15 protein-coding genes and 3 tRNA genes are annotated in these 15,741 nt (G+C 69.5%); 7 read left to right on the top strand and 11 right to left on the bottom strand.

What is annotated here, in order from left to right; genetic code table 11:
* Positions 1-66: 66 nt before the first annotated feature.
* Both EPD65_RS05465 and EPD65_RS05460 read left to right on the top strand, forming a co-directional pair.
* Positions 67-609 carry a GNAT family N-acetyltransferase gene (locus EPD65_RS05465; protein WP_131582156.1) on the top strand — a complete coding sequence of 181 codons (543 nt, stop codon included), beginning with the start codon at positions 67-69 and terminating at the stop codon, positions 607-609.
* A 17-nt stretch (positions 610-626) separates the two neighbouring features.
* Positions 627-703 (top strand) — tRNA-Arg (locus EPD65_RS05460).
* Between the two features lie 48 nt (positions 704-751).
* Here EPD65_RS05460 and EPD65_RS05455 read toward each other — a convergent pair.
* The 3 genes from EPD65_RS05455 to orn form a co-directional block, all read right to left on the bottom strand.
* On the bottom strand, positions 752-1,348 hold the full coding sequence (locus EPD65_RS05455) for a hypothetical protein (protein ID WP_131582155.1): 597 nt from the start codon (positions 1,346-1,348) through the stop codon (positions 752-754).
* 81 nt (positions 1,349-1,429) lie between these two features.
* Positions 1,430-1,505: transfer RNA gene (locus tag EPD65_RS05450), tRNA-His, on the bottom strand.
* A 36-nt stretch (positions 1,506-1,541) separates the two neighbouring features.
* Positions 1,542-2,198, bottom strand: coding sequence for an oligoribonuclease (orn, locus tag EPD65_RS05445; RefSeq protein WP_131582154.1), 657 nt, complete (start codon positions 2,196-2,198; stop codon positions 1,542-1,544).
* Positions 2,199-2,283: 85 nt separating this feature from the next.
* Between orn and EPD65_RS05440 the strand changes: the two genes are divergently transcribed.
* Together EPD65_RS05440 and EPD65_RS05435 are read left to right on the top strand one after the other, a co-directional pair.
* Entirely contained in the window at positions 2,284-2,772 is a 489-nt protein-coding gene (locus tag EPD65_RS05440) for a MauE/DoxX family redox-associated membrane protein (protein WP_131582153.1), read from the top strand.
* Positions 2,769-3,500, top strand: coding sequence for a DsbA family protein (locus EPD65_RS05435; protein ID WP_165872898.1), 732 nt, complete (start codon positions 2,769-2,771; stop codon positions 3,498-3,500). Before EPD65_RS05440 ends, EPD65_RS05435 begins: the two co-directional genes overlap by 4 nt.
* Positions 3,501-3,566: 66 nt before the next feature.
* Here the strand turns inward: EPD65_RS05435 and EPD65_RS05430 are convergent, their stop codons facing one another.
* The 3 genes from EPD65_RS05430 to EPD65_RS16205 are packed head-to-tail and all read right to left on the bottom strand — an operon-like array spanning position 3,567 to position 5,765.
* Positions 3,567-4,517 carry a pirin family protein gene (locus EPD65_RS05430; RefSeq protein ID WP_131582151.1) on the bottom strand — a complete coding sequence of 317 codons (951 nt, stop codon included), beginning with the start codon at positions 4,515-4,517 and terminating at the stop codon, positions 3,567-3,569.
* A gap of 59 nt (positions 4,518-4,576) precedes the next feature.
* The gene (locus EPD65_RS05425; protein ID WP_131582150.1) at positions 4,577-5,611 is read right to left on the bottom strand and encodes a hypothetical protein; all 1,035 of its coding nucleotides are present in this window, start codon (positions 5,609-5,611) and stop codon (positions 4,577-4,579) included.
* Entirely contained in the window at positions 5,598-5,765 is a 168-nt protein-coding gene (locus EPD65_RS16205) for a hypothetical protein (protein ID WP_165872897.1), read from the bottom strand. The genes EPD65_RS05425 and EPD65_RS16205 overlap by 14 nt, the downstream gene beginning before the upstream one ends.
* A 286-nt stretch (positions 5,766-6,051) precedes the next feature.
* Here EPD65_RS16205 and EPD65_RS05420 point away from each other — a divergent pair, with 286 nt between their 5' ends.
* Both EPD65_RS05420 and EPD65_RS05415 read left to right on the top strand, forming a co-directional pair.
* Positions 6,052-9,081, top strand: a complete 3,030-nt coding sequence (locus EPD65_RS05420; protein WP_131582149.1) for an MMPL family transporter — start codon at positions 6,052-6,054, stop codon at positions 9,079-9,081.
* Between the two features lie 241 nt (positions 9,082-9,322).
* On the top strand, positions 9,323-11,035 hold the full coding sequence (locus EPD65_RS05415) for a CocE/NonD family hydrolase (RefSeq protein WP_243640455.1): 1,713 nt from the start codon (positions 9,323-9,325) through the stop codon (positions 11,033-11,035).
* Positions 11,036-11,098: 63 nt separating this feature from the next.
* Here EPD65_RS05415 and EPD65_RS05410 read toward each other — a convergent pair whose 3' ends face one another.
* The 3 genes from EPD65_RS05410 to EPD65_RS05400 form a co-directional block, all read right to left on the bottom strand.
* On the bottom strand, positions 11,099-12,307 hold the full coding sequence (locus EPD65_RS05410; RefSeq protein WP_207891420.1) for an oxygenase MpaB family protein: 1,209 nt from the start codon (positions 12,305-12,307) through the stop codon (positions 11,099-11,101).
* 63 nt (positions 12,308-12,370) lie between these two features.
* Positions 12,371-13,012 carry a TetR/AcrR family transcriptional regulator gene (locus EPD65_RS05405; RefSeq protein WP_131582146.1) on the bottom strand — a complete coding sequence of 214 codons (642 nt, stop codon included), beginning with the start codon at positions 13,010-13,012 and terminating at the stop codon, positions 12,371-12,373.
* Between the two features lie 156 nt (positions 13,013-13,168).
* Positions 13,169-13,241: transfer RNA gene (locus tag EPD65_RS05400), tRNA-Lys, on the bottom strand.
* A 137-nt stretch (positions 13,242-13,378) separates the two neighbouring features.
* On the opposite strand from EPD65_RS05400, the gene EPD65_RS05395 reads away from it, so the two are divergent.
* Positions 13,379-14,212 (top strand): SDR family oxidoreductase, encoded by an 834-nt coding sequence (locus EPD65_RS05395; protein WP_131582145.1) that lies wholly within the window; start codon positions 13,379-13,381, stop codon positions 14,210-14,212.
* A 56-nt stretch (positions 14,213-14,268) separates the two neighbouring features.
* Here EPD65_RS05395 and EPD65_RS05390 read toward each other — a convergent pair whose 3' ends face one another.
* Positions 14,269-14,508 carry a DUF3618 domain-containing protein gene (locus EPD65_RS05390; protein ID WP_131582233.1) on the bottom strand — a complete coding sequence of 80 codons (240 nt, stop codon included), beginning with the start codon at positions 14,506-14,508 and terminating at the stop codon, positions 14,269-14,271.
* A gap of 22 nt (positions 14,509-14,530) precedes the next feature.
* The gene (locus EPD65_RS05385) at positions 14,531-15,688 is read right to left on the bottom strand and encodes a glycosyltransferase (protein WP_207891419.1); all 1,158 of its coding nucleotides are present in this window, start codon (positions 15,686-15,688) and stop codon (positions 14,531-14,533) included.
* Between the last annotated feature and the right edge of the window lie 53 nt (positions 15,689-15,741).

The following is a 15,741-nucleotide window of genomic DNA, read 5'->3' as shown; positions in this document are numbered from 1 at the left end:
GCCTCACCCTTGCTGCCAGTCCGGCATGTGCCGGTTGTCTGGCTGAGCGTCTGGGAGGGCACTGGCATGACCGTCTTGTCGACCCTGCACGACCGGCTGTTGTCGGTCGCTCAGGTCCCGGCGGAGCTCTGGGCCGAGGGCGCCGACGTGGTCGCGCTCGCCCAGGCCGCGACGGGATTCCCCGCGCACGTCGATCCCGGGCAGGTGCGCGCCCACACGGCGCGACGCCAGCAGGCAGCGCTGGGCGTGTGGCTGGCCACAGAGACGACCCCCGAAGGCTCCGTCGTGGTCGGTCACGCCCTGCTCACCGCGCTCGCGCCCGACGACGCCGACTGGTCAACGGTGCGCGACCGGTCGACGCGGATCGCGCTCGTCACCGGACGCCTCGTGGAGCTCGGCGGCCTCGCCGTGCGCCCTGGCTGGACCCGCAACGGCGCCGCCGAGGCGCTCGTCAGCGCCCGCCTGGCCTGGCTGGCCGAGCGCGACCTGATCGGCTGCTCGTCGGTGTGGCGCGGCTCCGCGGGATCCACGCACCTGGCGGAGAGGTACGGACGGCGCGTGGCGCGGCGTACGGACCGGGCTTCTGACCGGTTCGTGTACGACCGCTGACACAATGGGGCCGCTCGGCCTCCGTGGCGCAACTGGATAGCGCGGCGAGTTTCTACCTCGCGGGTTGCGGGTTCGAATCCTGCCGGGGGCGCCAGCCAGCGATGCGGTGGATTCGCAGTCACCGAGTGACTGCGAATCCACCTCATCCCGCAAAGACAGCGAGTCCGAGCCAGACCAGCGCGACCGCTCCGCTCGTCAGCAGTACGCCGGCGAGGTCACGGCGGTGCCGCCAGCCGGCGTACGCCGCCAGCGCGGCTCCGGCGACTCCCAGCGCGACCGCCTCTCCCCCGATCGCATTCGACGCCCAGGTGGTTCCGACCCCGGCAGCGAGCAGATGCGTCCCGACGCCTCCGCGCGGGAGCGCCGCCATCCCGGCGACAAGAGACGCCGTGATCAGCGCGACGCCCAGGAACCAGAGGTTGTGCCCGACCGGCTCGTCCCAGAGGTGAGCGGTCGGAGACGGTGCCGCGTTGCCGATCGAGTTCCCGGCGAGGTGGATCCCGTGTCCCGATGTGTAGGCGAGCGTCCCGGCGAGGAAGAGGGCCAGGACGCTCGGAGTCGGCCGGGAGCTCCAGAGCGCCCAGCCAGCGAGCCCGACCACGATCCACGGCAACGCCAGGTCCACCCAGTCCGCCCACCGCGTGCCGTCCGGGCCGGGACCGAAGCCCTCCGGCACCAGTCCGAGGTGGTGCAGCACGACGTACGCCGCAGCGGTTGCGGCCAGCGCCCTGCGGTCCATGCCGGTCAGCATGGCGCCTCGCGGGCGCGTGCGCGCGGAAATGCAGAAGGCCCCCGGCGAACCGGGGGCCTTCTGGCTGACTGGGGTGGCTGACGGGGCTTGAACCCGCGACCACCGGCACCACAAGCCGGTGCTCTACCAACTGAGCTACAGCCACCATGGCTCCGACTTCGTCGAAGCGCGAAATGGAACTCTACTGGGTAGGCGCCGTCTCGTCCGAATCGGCCCCGCTCTCGGGACGACCGAGGCCGGTGATCGCGCCGCCGTGGCGCTCCGCGATGCCCTTGGCGGTCTCCGTGTCGGGACCGGGAGCGGCGACGAAGACGGCGTCGCGGTAGTACCGCAGCTCCTCGATCGACTCCTGGATGTCGGCGAGCGCGCGGTGGTTGCCGCGCTTCTCCGGCGACTGGTACCACGCCTTCGGGAACCAGTGGCGCGACAGCTCCTTGATCGAGGAGACGTCGACGATCCGGTAGTGGAGGAACGCCTCGAGCGTCGGCATGTCGCGCGAGATGAACGCGCGGTCGGTGCCGACGGTGTTGCCGGCGAGCGGCGGGCGGCTGCCGTCCGGGCAGTGCTCGCGGATGTAGGCGAGGACCCGCTCCTCGGCCTCGGCCAGCGTCACGCCGCCGTCGAGCTCCTCGAGAAGGCCCGACTTGACGTGCATGTCGCGCACGAAGTCGTTCATCTGGTCGAGGGCCGCGGGCTCGGGCTTCACGATGATGTCGACGCCGTCACCCAGGACGTTCAGGTCGAAGTCCGTCACCAGGGCAGCAATCTCGATGAGCGCATCGGCGCCCAGGTCGAGCCCGGTCATCTCGCAGTCGATCCACACCAGCTTGTCGTTCACGCGCCCGACCCTACCCGTCGCACGCCGGAGCGGGCGGCGGGCCGATTTCAGGCAGTCCTCAGCAGCCGGCCCTAGCCTCGGATCCATGTCCAGCTGGATCGGGCTCGTCGCCCGCCTCGTCGTCGGCACCGTCTGGGTCGTCGCCGGTGCCCTCAAGCTGCCCGACCCCGCGGCGACCGTCCGGGCCGTGCGCGCCTACCAGCTGCTGCCCGAGGCGATCGTCCCGACGGTCGGTCACCTGCTGCCCCTCGTGGAGGTCGCCCTCGGCCTGTGCCTGCTCGCCGGCCTGCTGACCCGGGTCGCAGGGACGGTGTCGACACTGCTCCTGCTCGCCTTCGTCGTCGGCATCGCCGCTGCGTGGGCGCGCGGTCTCCAGATCGAGTGCGGCTGCTTCGGGGGCGGCGGCGCGGCTGCACTGGACGCCGACCCGACGGCGGCGTACCCGTGGGACATCGCGCGCGACCTCGCGCTGGCTGCCGCCTCCGCATGGCTCGTCGTCCGCCCGCGGACGCGGCTCGCCCTCGACTCCCTGCTCCTCGCTCCCCTGCCCCAGCCGGAAAGGCCCGCCCGATGACCGACAAGCGCACCCCTGCCGAACGCGTCGCCCAGCTCCGCCTCGACGAGCGCAACGCCGCCCGCCGCCGCAACCTCCTCGTGGTTGCGGCCGTCGTCGCTGTGATCGCCGTCCTCGTCGCTGTCGGCCTCGTCGTCCAGGGCAAGCGCGACAACACCGGCGCCCCGGCGTCGATGACCCCGACGGGCGTGACCGCCGACTACGGCGTGGTCGTCGGGAAGAAGGACGCCGCGCACACGGTGGTCATCTACGAGGACTTCCAGTGCCCGATCTGCAACGAGTTCGAGAAGGTCACCTCGGCGAAGGTGCAGGCGGCCATCAAGGCCGGGGACATCACCGTGGAGTACCGGATGGTCTCCTTCCTGGACCGCGTCTCGAAGAACGCCTACTCCTCGCGGGCCGCGAACGCCGCCCTCGCCGTGCTCCACGTGGCCGGCCCGTCGGCGTTCCAGAAGTTCCACACGACGCTCTTCGAGAACCAGCCCGAGGAGGGCACCGCCGGGCCCGAGAACTCCACGCTGATCGACGACGCGGTCAAGGCCGGGGCGGACCGCGGCAAGGTCAGCAAGCTGATCAACGAGGGCGCGTACGACGACTGGGTCACGAACGCGACCGACGCCATGTCGCAGCACGGCGTATCGGGCACGCCGACGGCGTTCATCGACGGCAAGGTCGCGGGCAAGAACCCTGCCGACACCATCGAGGCGCTGCTCAAGCTGATCGGCTGACAGACATGACCGAGGGCTCCGGATCCATCAGGATCCGGAGCCCTCGCTGCGTCGTACGGACGTCAGTCAGCCGGCGGGGATGTGGCCGAAACGGCCCTTCTGGAAGTCCTCGTACGCCTGCATGACCTCGGCCTTGGTGTTCATGACGAACGGCCCGGCCCACGCGATCTGCTCGCGGATCGGCTCGCCGCCGAGGACGATCACCTCGAGCTTCGGGTGACGCGACTCCTGCTGCGCATCGGCAGCGACCGTCAGGAAGTCACCCGGCCCGAAGACCGCGGTCTGGCCCGCGCGGATGGGGCGACCGTCGACGCCGACCGTGCCGGAGCCGGACAGGACGTAGACGAGCGCGTTGTACTCGACCGTCCACGGCAGCTCGAGGCGCGCGCCCGGCTCGACGCTCGCGTGGACCATCGTCATCGGCGAGTGGGTCGAACCCGGCCCCTTGTTGCCGCCGACCTCACCCGCGATGACGCGGACCAGTGCGCCCGCGTCCGGCGAGGTGAGCAGCTTGACCTCACCCGAGTGGATGTCCTGGTACTTCGGCTGCATGAGCTTGTCGGACTTCGGCAGGTTCACCCACAGCTGGACGCCGTGGAAGAGGCCGCCCGCCTGGACCAGCCACTCCGGCGGGGTCTCGATGTGGAGGATGCCAGCGCCGGCCGTCATCCACTGGGTGTCGCCGTTGGTGATGGTGCCGCCGCCACCGTGGTTGTCGGTGTGCTCGAAGACGCCATCGATCATGTACGTGACCGTCTCGAAGCCGCGGTGCGGGTGCCACGGGGTGCCCTTCGGCTCCCCCGGCGCGTAGTCGACCTCACCCATCTGGTCCATCATCAGGAACGGGTCGAGGTGCTTGTGGTCGATGCCCGCAAACGCGCGGCGCACCGGGAAGCCCTCCCCCTCGTAGCCCGTCGGGGCCGTGGAGATCTGGAGTACGCCGCGCGGCTGGTCGCCCAGCCCCGGCGCCTTCACGCGGTCCAGGACGGTCAGGTCGTCAACAGTCACAGCAGGCATCGGATCCTCCTTGAGGGGTGTGGTGCGATCACCTGCCTCAACAGTAGGTGATACATCATCTATTCCGCAAGGGCAGGGGTTGATCGCCGGGCGAGCAGACCCGGAAGGCGCTGCGTGAGGAACGCCCGCGGAAACTCGTCGCGCAGGCGCCACAGCCCGGCGTCGATCACGAAGTGGCTCATCACGAGGCCCAGGTAGATGCCGTAGAACGCACGCGTCCAGCCGTGCGCCTCGTGGAAGTGCGAGGCCTGACTGAGACCGAGCCCGACCACCACGGCGACGTTGACCAGGACGAGAACGCCGACGACGGACCGCGCGCCTGTCTCGTTCGGCGCCGCGGCCAGCAGGCCCATCAGGAGCAGGTACTGCAGGCCGTGGGCGATCGTGATGCCCGCGACCGCGGCGTACGGCGAGTCGAAGAGGAAGACCGGCGCGAAGAAGAGCAACGACGTCAGGTACACGACGAGGAACGCCGGGGACCGACCCGTCGGCGTACGCGAGAGCACGGCGACGACGCCGTACCCCGCCGCGGCCGCGAAGACCGCCACTCCGACCGCGAAGAGACCGGGCACCTCCGGGGCCTCGGCAATCCGCAGGAGCTCCGGACGTCCGACCAGCGCGGCAGTTCCACCGCAGCCGGCGAGCACGATGGCCCGACGCTCGGACGGCACCAAGGACGGCGAGCCCGTCGCACGGGCCGCGATCGCCGCCACCCCGAGGTTCTGCTTCTGGAAGTGGAAGAACTGCCACGCGAAGAACGCGAGCAGGCCCACCGGGACCCAACTGCGCGGCACCAGGAGGACCGCCGCCACGGTCGCCACGACAAGAACTGCGGGCACGACGAGATAGCGCTTCGGGTTGCGCCACATGTGGCAGCGGACGGCGGGTACGCCGTAGAACCAGGCCGTCGATCCCACGTGCACGGAGGCACCGAGGAAGAGCAGGCTGGTCAGCGCGGGGCCTACACGGGAGGACTCCGGCGGCGCGAGGAGCACCCCCGCACAGATCGCCGACAGGGTCAGCGCCACCGTGGCGACCAGCCACCACCGGGTGATCGAACCCCCGGCGGCAATGGCGGGGTCAGCCTCCGCCACAACCACCGGTCGGGTCGGCGCCCGCTCCTCCGACCACGAAGAAGATCGCTCCGCCGATGACGGCCAGCGTCATGAGCACGTAGACGAGCACGAGCCAGTTGAAGCGCTTGCCGGGAGGCTCGACGGGCGCAGGTCCGGCTACGAGGTCCGACATCGTGCTCCTTCCGCGCCTGCCCCTCAGGCCACTGCCCGGCAGGCTACTCCGCCACGTGAAGCGTCACACGGCGTTCGGCCGAGGAGTCGCACGGACCACCGCGGACGACCAGCGGCAGGCCGGTGACCAGCCTCACGCCCGGATATGTGGAACACCCCGTACCGCACAACTTACGGTAGACCAGTCAGTCTACCGCTGTCCGTCATGCGTCTCGGGGCGCCCCGGTCAGCCAGGGAGACAGCTCGATCCTGCGCGGTCGGCGTCCCTCCTTCAGAAAGGTCTTCTCATGGACCACGCCCCCGGGCCTCTCATCGCCCGCCTTGCCTCGTTCGCCGTCAGGCGCGCCGTCTTCGTCGTCCTCGCCTGGCTCGGGCTCGCGATCGCGCTCAATCTCGCGATCCCCCAGCTCGAGTCGGTGGTCGCCAAGGACTCGACGCCGATCCTTCCGGCGGACTCCCCCTCGGCCGTGGCGCTGCACCGCATGGACAGCGACTTCGGCAACGGACGCAGCACGAGCTTCATCTTCGTGGTCGCGGAGCGCCCGTCGGGACTCACGGCCGCTGACCGTGCATGGATGCGTGGACTCGTGCCCCGCCTCCAGAAGGATGCGGACAACGTCACCTTCGTCCAGGACGTGGCGACGCGGCCGGACCTGCTCAAGGCGCTCACGAGCACCGACGGCAAGGCCGCCTATCTCCAGGTGGGGCTACCGGGTGCCACGGGTGCGCCGACCGCCATCCAGCAGATCGAGTCCGTGCGGGACATCGTTGACGCCGACCGTCCCGCGGGCCTGAACGCAGCGGTGTCCGGGCCCGCGGCGACCATCGCGGACATGGAGGTCGCCGTCGAGAAGAGCATCCTGCTCATCACGGTGGCGACCGTGGCCCTGATCGCGCTGCTGCTGATGGTGATCTACCGCTCGATCGTCGTCACAGGGCTGATCCTCGGCTCGATCGGCCTGGCCCTCGGCGTCGCCCGCGCCATGAGTGCCTGGATGGGCCTCCACGTCTTCGCCGTCTCGACGTTCACGGGGTCGTTCCTGACCGCGGTCGTGCTCGGCGCCTCCACCGACTACGCCGTCTTCCTCGTCAGCAGGTATCACGAGCTGCGCCGCAACGGCGTCGACACCGACACCGCCGTACGCGAAGCGGCGGGCCGTGTGTCCGGCGTGATCATCGGCTCGGCCCTCACCGTCGTGGTCGCGAACGCCGCCATGCTGGTGTGCCACGTCGGCATCTACAAGACCACCGGTCCGGCGATCGCGGTCAGCATCGTCACCACGCTCGCCATGGCACTCACGTTCACCCCGGCGCTGGTCACCCTCGCGGCCCGCCGCGGCCTGATCGAGCCGAAGCCCGTCTCCGCGACGCGCGCCGGCAGGTGGCCCGCCATCGCGGCGTACGTCTCGACCCGGCCTGCGCGGGTCCTCGCCCTGGGCCTGATCCCCCTGCTCGCGCTCGCAGCCCTCTACCCGTTCCTCCAGCTCAGCTTCGACGAGCGGGGCGTCCAGCCCGACGACACCGACAGCAACGACGGCTACGCGCTCCTCGCGCAGCACTTCCCGCTCAACGAGGTCCTCCCCGACTACGTGCTCGTGCACAGCTCACACGACCTCCGGGACGCGCGCAGCCTCGCCGCCCTCGAGCACGTGGCCCGCGCGATCGAGCAGACGCCGGGCGTGACCTCGGTCCGTGGCATCACCCGCCCCCTGGGTACGCCGATCAAGGAAGCCTCCGTCGGTTACGTCGCCGGTGTCGTCGGTGACCGTCTCGGGTCCGCCGAGGACAAGCTGGCCGACAAGTCGGGCGGTGTCGCCGACCTCCGCAACGGCTCAGCACGTCTCGAGGCCGGCGCGACCCGCCTCTCGGACGGCGCGAACCGCGTGGCCGATGGCAGCGGCCAGGCAGTCACCGGTTCCGGTCGCCTCCTCGACGGCGCCGAGCAGCTCCGGGCCGGTCTCGAGCGGCTGGCAGCCGGCTCGGGCGACGCGGCCACCGGCAGCCAGCAGCTCCGCGCCGGCGCCACCCGGCTCGCGGACGAGCTCGAGGCCGGCCAGGCCCGGGCCCAGTACGCCGTCGACGGTCTCGGCAAGGCGTACACGGCACTGAAGTCGAGCGTCGGATGCAGCCTGGATCCGATCTGCGCCCGCGCCCGCACCGGCGTACGACGGGTCTGGGAGGGCGAGCGCGACGAGCTGATCCCCGGCATGCGCGACGCCGCGGCCGGCGCGCGCCGCATCGCCGACGGCAGCATCGACCTCGCGGACGGACTCGCACAGATCGATGCCGGCCTGCAGCGAGCCCGCGGCGGAGCGACCGACCTCGCCGACGGAGGACGCCTCCTGCACTCCCGCCTCGGTGACCTCGCTGCAGGAGCCGACCAGGTCGCCGACGGCGCGGACAAGGTGGCCGCGGGGACCGGCCGGGTGGCAGGCGGCACCGACCAGATGGCCACCTCGCTGCAGGAGCTGCAGTCCGGCCTGACCCGCGCCTCAACCGCCCTCAAGGAGGCCGGAGCCGCGTCGAAGGACCCCGCGATCGGCGGCTTCTACCTGCCATCGGCCAACCTCGCCGACCCACGGCTCGCGACGGCGAATGGACTCTTCCTCTCCGCAGACGGACACACCGCCCGGCTCGTGGTCCTCGGCGCGACCGACACCTTCAAGCACGCAGCCAGCGAGAGGGCCGGCACGATCGCAGGAACGGCGAACAACGCCCTGCGCGGCACCGCCCTCGACGGCGCGGACGTCGAGGTCACCGGACTGGCGACGATCAACAGCGACCTCGACACCATCTCGACGCACGAGTTCTATCTCGTGGCCGGGCTGGCCCTGCTGGCTGTGCTGCTGATCCTGATCGTGCTGCTGCGCAGCCTGCTGGCGCCGCTGTTCCTGCTCGCGGCCGTCTGCCTGTCCTATGCGGCGGCGATGGGTCTCGGCGTCCTCGTCTGGCAGCTCCTGCTGGGTCACCCGCTCGACTGGAGCGTCCCGGCCATTGCGTTCATCCTGCTCGTCGCCGTGGGGGCGGACTACAACCTGCTCCTGATGAAGCGCATGCTCGAGGACTCCCCCGACGGCTCGCCTGCCGGCATCGCCCGCGCCGTCGCAGCGACTGGAGGCGTCATCACGTCCGCTGGCCTGCTCTTCGCCGCGAGCATGTTCGCGATGATGTCGGGCAGCGTCCTGACGCTGGCCCAGATCGGCTTCACGATCGGCATGGGTCTGCTGCTCGACACCTTCGTGGTCCGCACCCTCGTGATCCCGTCGGTCGCCACGCTCCTCGGCCCACGCATCTGGTGGCCGCGGCGCCCGGCGTGAGGCCCGGCCGACGGCTCGCAGGTCTGCCAACCGATACCGCCAGCGCAGGATGGTCTAGTCCCGTTGCGGAACGGCCGTAACCGGTGTCACACTCCGGCTGTTGTTACTGATGAGTAACAACAGCCGGAGAGTCCGGCACACCACGTTGGGAGCCGATTTGCCGCTTCACACCCGCCACCCCGGCCGCGCACGATTGATCGCCCTCGCCACTGCCACTCTCGTGGGGGCCGGCTTGGTCTCCGTGTCTCCGACGGCCGAAGCCGCCGATGCCGCGTACACCGTCACCCCGCTGCACTTCGCGGTGACGGTCGGCCCGGACAACGACCATCCATGCGACATCACCGGCGACCTCTATCTGCCGACCAGCGCGAGCAAGGCCCACCCGGTGCCGGCCATCCTGACCACGAACGGGTTCGGCGGGTCCAAGGCAGACCAGGCCGGCCTCGGCCGGACCTTCGCGTCCCGCGGATACGCCGTCCTCGCCTACTCGGGCCTGGGCTTCGGCGGATCGTCGTGCACGATCACGCTGGACGACCCCGACTGGGACGGCAAGGCCGGCAAGCAGCTGGTGAGCTACCTCGGCGGCGCTGCCGGCATCGGCTATCTCGACGCGGCCCATCGCGAGGCAGCCCCCACGCTCGACGCGATCAAGCTCGACGGCCCGCTCGACCCTCGGGTCGGCATGGCGGGCGGCTCGTACGGCGGCGGCGCCCAGTTCGCGACGGCCTCGGTCGACCCGCGCGTGGACGCCATCGTCCCGATGATCACCTGGAACGACCTGCCGTACAGCATCGACCCCAACAACGCGGCACAGACCACGGGCGTCACGTCGTCGACACCCGGCGCGCTCAAGCTGATCTGGGGGACCCTGTTCTCCGCCACCGGAATGGCGAGCGACGTGCAGGACGGCCAGCTGCCCGACCTGCCGTGCCCCAGCTTCACCGACTGGGTGTGCCCGGCTGTGGTCTCCGCCGGCATCACCGGCTACTTCCCCCCGAGCGCGATCACAGCCGGCCACCATGCCTCGGTCGCGTCGTACCTGCCGAAGATCAAGATCCCCACGCTCCTGGTCCAGGGCGAGTACGACCACCTCTTCAACCTCAACGAGGCCATCGCCACCTACAAGGCGCTCCAGGCCCAGGGGACCGAGGTCAAGATGATCTGGGAGGCATGGAGCCACGGCTACCCCGCTGCTCCCGGGGAATTCGACCTCGCGAACCCCGACCCGGCCAGCCAGTACGTCACCGCACGGATCGCCGCGTGGTTCGACCGCTATCTCAAGGGCAAGATCGTCAGCACAGGACCGGAGTTCTCCTACTTCCGTGACTGGGTGGACTACACCGGCATCGCCACGCCGGCCTACGGGACCTCCGGGGCGTTCCCCCTCACCGGCTCGCGGACCTGGAAGCTCTCCCACCAGGGCCAGCTGACCACCGGCATCCCGGTCGCGGGCGACCAGACCTTCCTGACGCCCGCAGCCGGCCTCCCGACGAGCGTCAACCCGCTCGACGTACTCGGGAACTCCCTGCCCCTGCCCTCCGACGTCTTCCTCGACCTCCCCGGGACGTACGCCGCGTGGCAGACGCCGGCGCTCTCGAGCAAGCTCGACGTCGTCGGAACGCCCGTCGTGAAGCTGAGGGTCCAGGCCCCGACCGCCTCGCTGACCGAGGACCTCGGTCCCGGCGGCCAGCTGGTGCTCTTCGTCAAGATCGCCGATGTCGGCCCGGACGGCACGACCCGCCTCATCAAGGGTCTGGAGGCACCGATCCGCATCCCCGACACCGATGCGCCAATCAAGGTGACCCTCCCCGCGATCGCACATCGCTTCGAGGCCGGCCACCGGCTGAAGCTGATCGTGGCCGGCGGCTCGGTCAACTACCGCGGCGGACTGACGCCGGTCGTGGTCACGATCGCCGCCGGCTCGACCCAGACACTGACCGTGCCCGTGGCCTGACGTACACATGCGGGGCGGGCCCGTCCTGGGGTATCTCAGGACGGGCCCCGCCCCCGCGATCTCTCACTGATCGGTGGGGCGTCCGCCGACCGGCGCACCTCGGTACTGCGCCGCGACCCCGCCCAGCTGCCGGCGGACCACCATTTCGAGGAACTGCAGGCCCCAGCGGTCCGCGGCGCTTCTCACGAGCGTGAGCCGTGTGCCCTGATTGAGGACCGCGAGTACGAGCCCAACTGTGCGCACCGCGACCTCTGCGGGCAGGTCCCGAGGAATCCCGAGGTCACCGGGCAGGTCGTCACTCTCGAAGATCTCGACCAGATCAGGCGCGAGGAGGTTGCGGATGACAGCGCGGTGCATGCGCTTCGGCATCAGGAAGGGGAACCGCATGGTGGCCGCACCGGTGACGACGTCCCGAGTCATGCGCTCCGCTGCGTCGCTGCTCCCGTAGTTGAAGTTGACCAGTCGCTCCTGGAGCCGCTGCTGCTCCTCGTGCGTCCGGCCCAGGAGTTGGTTGTTGGCTCCTTCGATCCGGGAGATCCACCGCCACATGAGGCAGAAGCTCTCTAGCTCCTCCTGGCTGACGATGCCGCCGAAGTACTTGATGATGTTGACGCGGAAGGGCCCGAAGACGTGGGTGGAGGCCGCGGTCGCCACCTGGCCGATCGGCATCGCCTCGGGCAACGGCCACTGCCCGCTGCGCTGGATGCCGAGTCGGATCATGGTGTGCAGGAACCGGATCCTCACCCATTCGATCCAACGCTCTCCGCCCGGCATCATCCCGACGACGTCGAGGGCGCCGACGAATCCGGTCGCGGTCTCCCAGTACCGTCGCTTGAAGTCGCCACCCTTCGCGAGCCGTCCAGTACTTCCCATGACGTGGGCAGTCGCCGGGTCGAGGTAGGTCATCGGGAGACAGCCATGGATGGCGAACATGAGCCCGACCGGATTACGGCGTGCCATCGAGGCACCCGCGCGGAGAGAATCGAAGTCGAGCCACGACGGCACGGCCTCGACGTCCTGGAAGAACGCCACAGCTTCAGCGACGCCGGCCGCCTCGAGGGCGCGCGCATTCGAATAGATGTCGCCGCCCATCAGTTTGCGCTCGCGCATCAGCAGCAGGAGCGCCTCACAAAGGGGGTCGCCGACCAGCGTCCACGCCTCGACATCGACGTCATCGACGGGGACATAGACCTCAGCCGCAGGTTGCCTCGCCAGTTCAACGAGTGCCTCGACTCGAGTGCTCAGGTCCGTGGTGATCTCGCTGGTTGTCATGGGAGTCCTTGGCATGAGTTCGATCAGAGTGATCTAGAAGATACTTCCAGATCACTCTGATTGTCATACCGCGTCCGGCCGAAACCCGATCCCCATGGCACGGCTGGCAAGCCGAACTGCCGCGGTGACCTCCTCGACCGTGGGTGCTACGTCATCGCGTCGATGCGCCAGCGTTGCCATGCCGTGCCAGGCGCCGAAGAGGAACAGAGACAGTGATCGAGCATCGAGTGCCTGAAGCTGCCCGGCGTCAACGCTTGCCTGGATGCGGTCTTCGAACTGCTTCCGAAGGTCCTCCAAGCGCTGGCTGACAAGCCGATCGATCTCCGTGACGGGCGGCTGCATTCCACTCAGGATGATGTGGACGGCGAGTGCTGGACGCTCGAGGAGAAGCGCCAGATAGGTCTGGCCGACGGCAGCCACCTGATCGATAGGCTCACCCGCAACAGAACAGGCTGCAGCCAACGTGTCGGACGCTGCCAGCAGGAGTCGCTCCAGGACTGCCGCAATCAGGCCGTCCTTGTTGCCGAAATGAACGTAGATCGACGCGACTGAGATGCTCGAGATCTCTGCGACATCCTCGACGCGCACCGACTCGGCCGGAAGGTCCGCCATCAACCTCTCTGCAGCATCAAGGATGGCGGCCTTCGTCTGCTCCCGTCGCCGCGCTCCACGGACAGCTGCACCGCTAGGTTTCTCGCTCGGCATGCGCCCAAAGGTAGCCGCCGCGCTGAGCCGTTGCGTCAGCACGAGGGGCCGAGTTCGGGGATCGGAACGACCGCAGGATGAGCACGAACGTCACGACACCAGCAGAAAATGACAAAGGGCCTGACCGGCATTTCTGCTGGTCAGGCCCTCATCTTGTACGCCATCAGGGACTCGAACCCCGAACCCGCTGATTAAGAGTCAGCTGCTCTGCCAATTGAGCTAATGGCGCGCGCTTGAAGCGAGATAAACATTAGCAGCGGACGAGCGAAGGGTGAAATCGGGGTCGCGTTGCCTGCGTCACTGCGGCCATCGCCACGGCTCAGACCCCTTCGCCAGACCCCCGCCCGGAGCCCTACGATCACCGGCATGAAGAACGTCGAAGGCAAGATCGTCCTCATCACCGGTGCCGCGATGGGCATGGGCAAGATGTACGCCGAGCGCGCGGTCGCCGAGGGCGCCCTCGCGGTGGTCCTGTGGGACATCAACCGTCCCGCGCTCGCCGAGACCGTGGACCAGCTCAAGCAGTCCGCCGGCGCGACCGAGATCCACAGCTACCTCGTCGACGTCTCGGACCGTCACGCGATCGAGGCCAACGCGGCGCTCGTCCTCGACCAGGTCGGCACGCCTGACGTCCTGATCAACAACGCCGGCGTCGTCCGCGGCAACAAGTACTTCTGGGAGACCGACAGCGTCGCCGACACCGAGTTCACGCTGAAGATCAACACCCTCGCCCCGATGTACATCACCCGCGCGTTCCTGCCGGCGATGATCGAAGGCGGCAAGGAAGGCCGCCTGGTCAACGTGGCCAGCTCCGCCGGCTTCGTCGGCAACCCGCGGATGGCCGCGTACGCCGCGTCGAAGTGGGGCGCGATCGGCTTCTCCGACTCGGTCCGACTCGAGCTCGAGCAGGCCGGCCACAAGCAGCTCAAGGTCACGACCGTGTGCCCGTACTACGTGAAGACGGGCATGTTCGAGGGCGCGAAGTCGGGCCTGATGACGCCGCTCCTCGAGCCGGAGGACGTCGTCAACGAGGTCTGGAAGGCGATGGGCAAGGGCACCGCCTTCGTCATCATGCCCAAGTCGGTCGTCCTCAACGAGACGATCAAGGGCATCCTGCCGACGGGCCTGCGCGACCTGCTGGTCGGCAAGGTCTTCGGCATCCACAAGACGATGGACGACTTCAAGGGCCGTCAGGACTGACCCTCGTCAGCAGACAGCAGAACGCCGCGTCCCGACCGGGCGCGGCGTTCGTGCGTTCAGCGTCGCGAGATCTTGCGGATCACCACGAACGCGGCGACCACACCGGCGACTCCGCCGACGACCTTCAGGATGTTGTCCGTGCGCGGCGCGCCCGTCTCGAGGTCGACGAACGTCGCCTTCACGGCCGTCGCCTGACGGTTCGCGATCGTCTTCGGGTGGGCCCGGTAGACGAGCTGGTCGATGGTGCCGGCGAGGCGCTCACGGGTCGCCTCGATCTCCTGCTCGATCTCGCGCATGTTGGTCACGAGGTGGAGGTTACTACGCAGCGCCGTCCGCGGAGGGTTGCGTCACACCCTCGGCCCCGACGGCCGCCACCGCTTCGCGGAGCGCCCCGATGAAGACCTCCTCGCCGTAACGGTCGGCGTGGGCCCGGATCGCGTCGGCATCCCAGTCCGCGGCATCCATCTCGGCGAGGCCTGCCCGGACCGCCTCGGGCGTCGGCTGGTCGACGAAGACTGCCGTGACACCCTCGACCTGCGTCTCCAGGAAACCGCCCCAGCGCAGCACGACGCTCGGGCGGCCGAACGACGCCGCCTCCAGCGGGGTCAGCCCGAAGTCCTCGTAGCTGATCGCGATCAGTGCCGTGCAGCCGCGGTAGAGCCAGGCGAGCTGGCCGTCGGAGATGTTCTGCAGGAAGAGGACGTTGTCGCCCGCGAGCTCGCGCAGCGCGTCCTCCTCCGGACCCCGGCCGACCACGATGAGGCGCCGGGCCGGCTCGTCGGCGTACGCGGCTACGACGGAGCGGACGTTCTTGTACGGCAGCAGCCGCGAGACGCAGAGCTCGTACGGCGCGTCGCCGAGCCACCCGGCGACGTCCGCCATCGGCTCGGACGCATGGCTCCGGGTGTCGGGCCACGGCGCGGGCAGCACCGTCGAGTCCAGGCCGTACGCCGCGTGGATGCGGTCCTGGACGAGGTTCGAGATCGCGATGTACGCCGACGCGTCGCGCGCGGCGCGCCGGTCCCAGAGCTTGAGGAAGGGCCGGAGCACGAAGAGGATCAGCGACTCGAGGAAGCCCGGGTGGTCACCGAGGTAGCGCGAGGACTGGTGCAGCCAGCGGGCCGGCGTGTAGCAGTAGACGAGCTTGCGGCCACGCGTGCGCACGCCGTGCGCCCACCCACTGCTGCTGACGAGGACGACGTCGGCGTCGATGTCGAGCGACGAGGCCGCGAACGGCAGCAGCGGCAGCGCCGCGCGATGGTTCTTGCGGAAGAACCGCGACCGGTTGAGCCACGAGGTGCGGACATCGAGGTCGGCGTACTCGGGGAAGGTCTCGGCGCGGTCGTAGAGCGTCGTGTGGATGGTGGCGCCGGGAAAGGCGCGCGCCATCGCCAGGACCACGCGCTCCGCGCCACCGCGCTGCGTCAGGTAGTCGTGGGCGATCGCCACCTTGAGCGGGGCACCCGAGTTCGTCACGCGGGCGAGGCTAGCGGCTTCCCGATCGGAAACCCGTGCTTTCCGTCTCGTGG

The sequence above is a fragment of the Nocardioides jejuensis genome (genome assembly GCF_004337475.1).
In the GTDB taxonomy this organism is placed as follows: Bacteria; Actinomycetota; Actinomycetes; order Propionibacteriales; family Nocardioidaceae; genus Nocardioides; species Nocardioides jejuensis.
The sequence above is the reverse complement of the archived record's forward strand: the minus strand, read 5'-3'. Positions and strand labels throughout refer to the sequence as shown.

Excerpts from the sequence above, each read along its gene's own strand:
- EPD65_RS05465 (WP_131582156.1), top strand. The coding sequence starts at position 67 with ATGACCGTCTTGTCGACCCTGCACGACCGGCTGTTGTCGGTCGCTCAG.
- EPD65_RS05455 (WP_131582155.1), bottom strand. The coding sequence starts at position 1,348 with ATGGACCGCAGGGCGCTGGCCGCAACCGCTGCGGCGTACGTCGTGCTG.
- EPD65_RS05440 (WP_131582153.1), top strand. The coding sequence starts at position 2,284 with ATGTCCAGCTGGATCGGGCTCGTCGCCCGCCTCGTCGTCGGCACCGTC.
- EPD65_RS05435 (WP_165872898.1), top strand. The coding sequence starts at position 2,769 with ATGACCGACAAGCGCACCCCTGCCGAACGCGTCGCCCAGCTCCGCCTC.
- EPD65_RS05430 (WP_131582151.1), bottom strand. The coding sequence starts at position 4,517 with ATGCCTGCTGTGACTGTTGACGACCTGACCGTCCTGGACCGCGTGAAG.
- EPD65_RS16205 (WP_165872897.1), bottom strand. The coding sequence starts at position 5,765 with ATGTCGGACCTCGTAGCCGGACCTGCGCCCGTCGAGCCTCCCGGCAAG.
- EPD65_RS05420 (WP_131582149.1), top strand. The coding sequence starts at position 6,052 with ATGGACCACGCCCCCGGGCCTCTCATCGCCCGCCTTGCCTCGTTCGCC.
- EPD65_RS05410 (WP_207891420.1), bottom strand. The coding sequence starts at position 12,307 with ATGACAACCAGCGAGATCACCACGGACCTGAGCACTCGAGTCGAGGCA.
- EPD65_RS05405 (WP_131582146.1), bottom strand. The coding sequence starts at position 13,012 with ATGCCGAGCGAGAAACCTAGCGGTGCAGCTGTCCGTGGAGCGCGGCGA.
- EPD65_RS05395 (WP_131582145.1), top strand. The coding sequence starts at position 13,379 with ATGAAGAACGTCGAAGGCAAGATCGTCCTCATCACCGGTGCCGCGATG.
- EPD65_RS05390 (WP_131582233.1), bottom strand. The coding sequence starts at position 14,508 with ATGCGCGAGATCGAGCAGGAGATCGAGGCGACCCGTGAGCGCCTCGCC.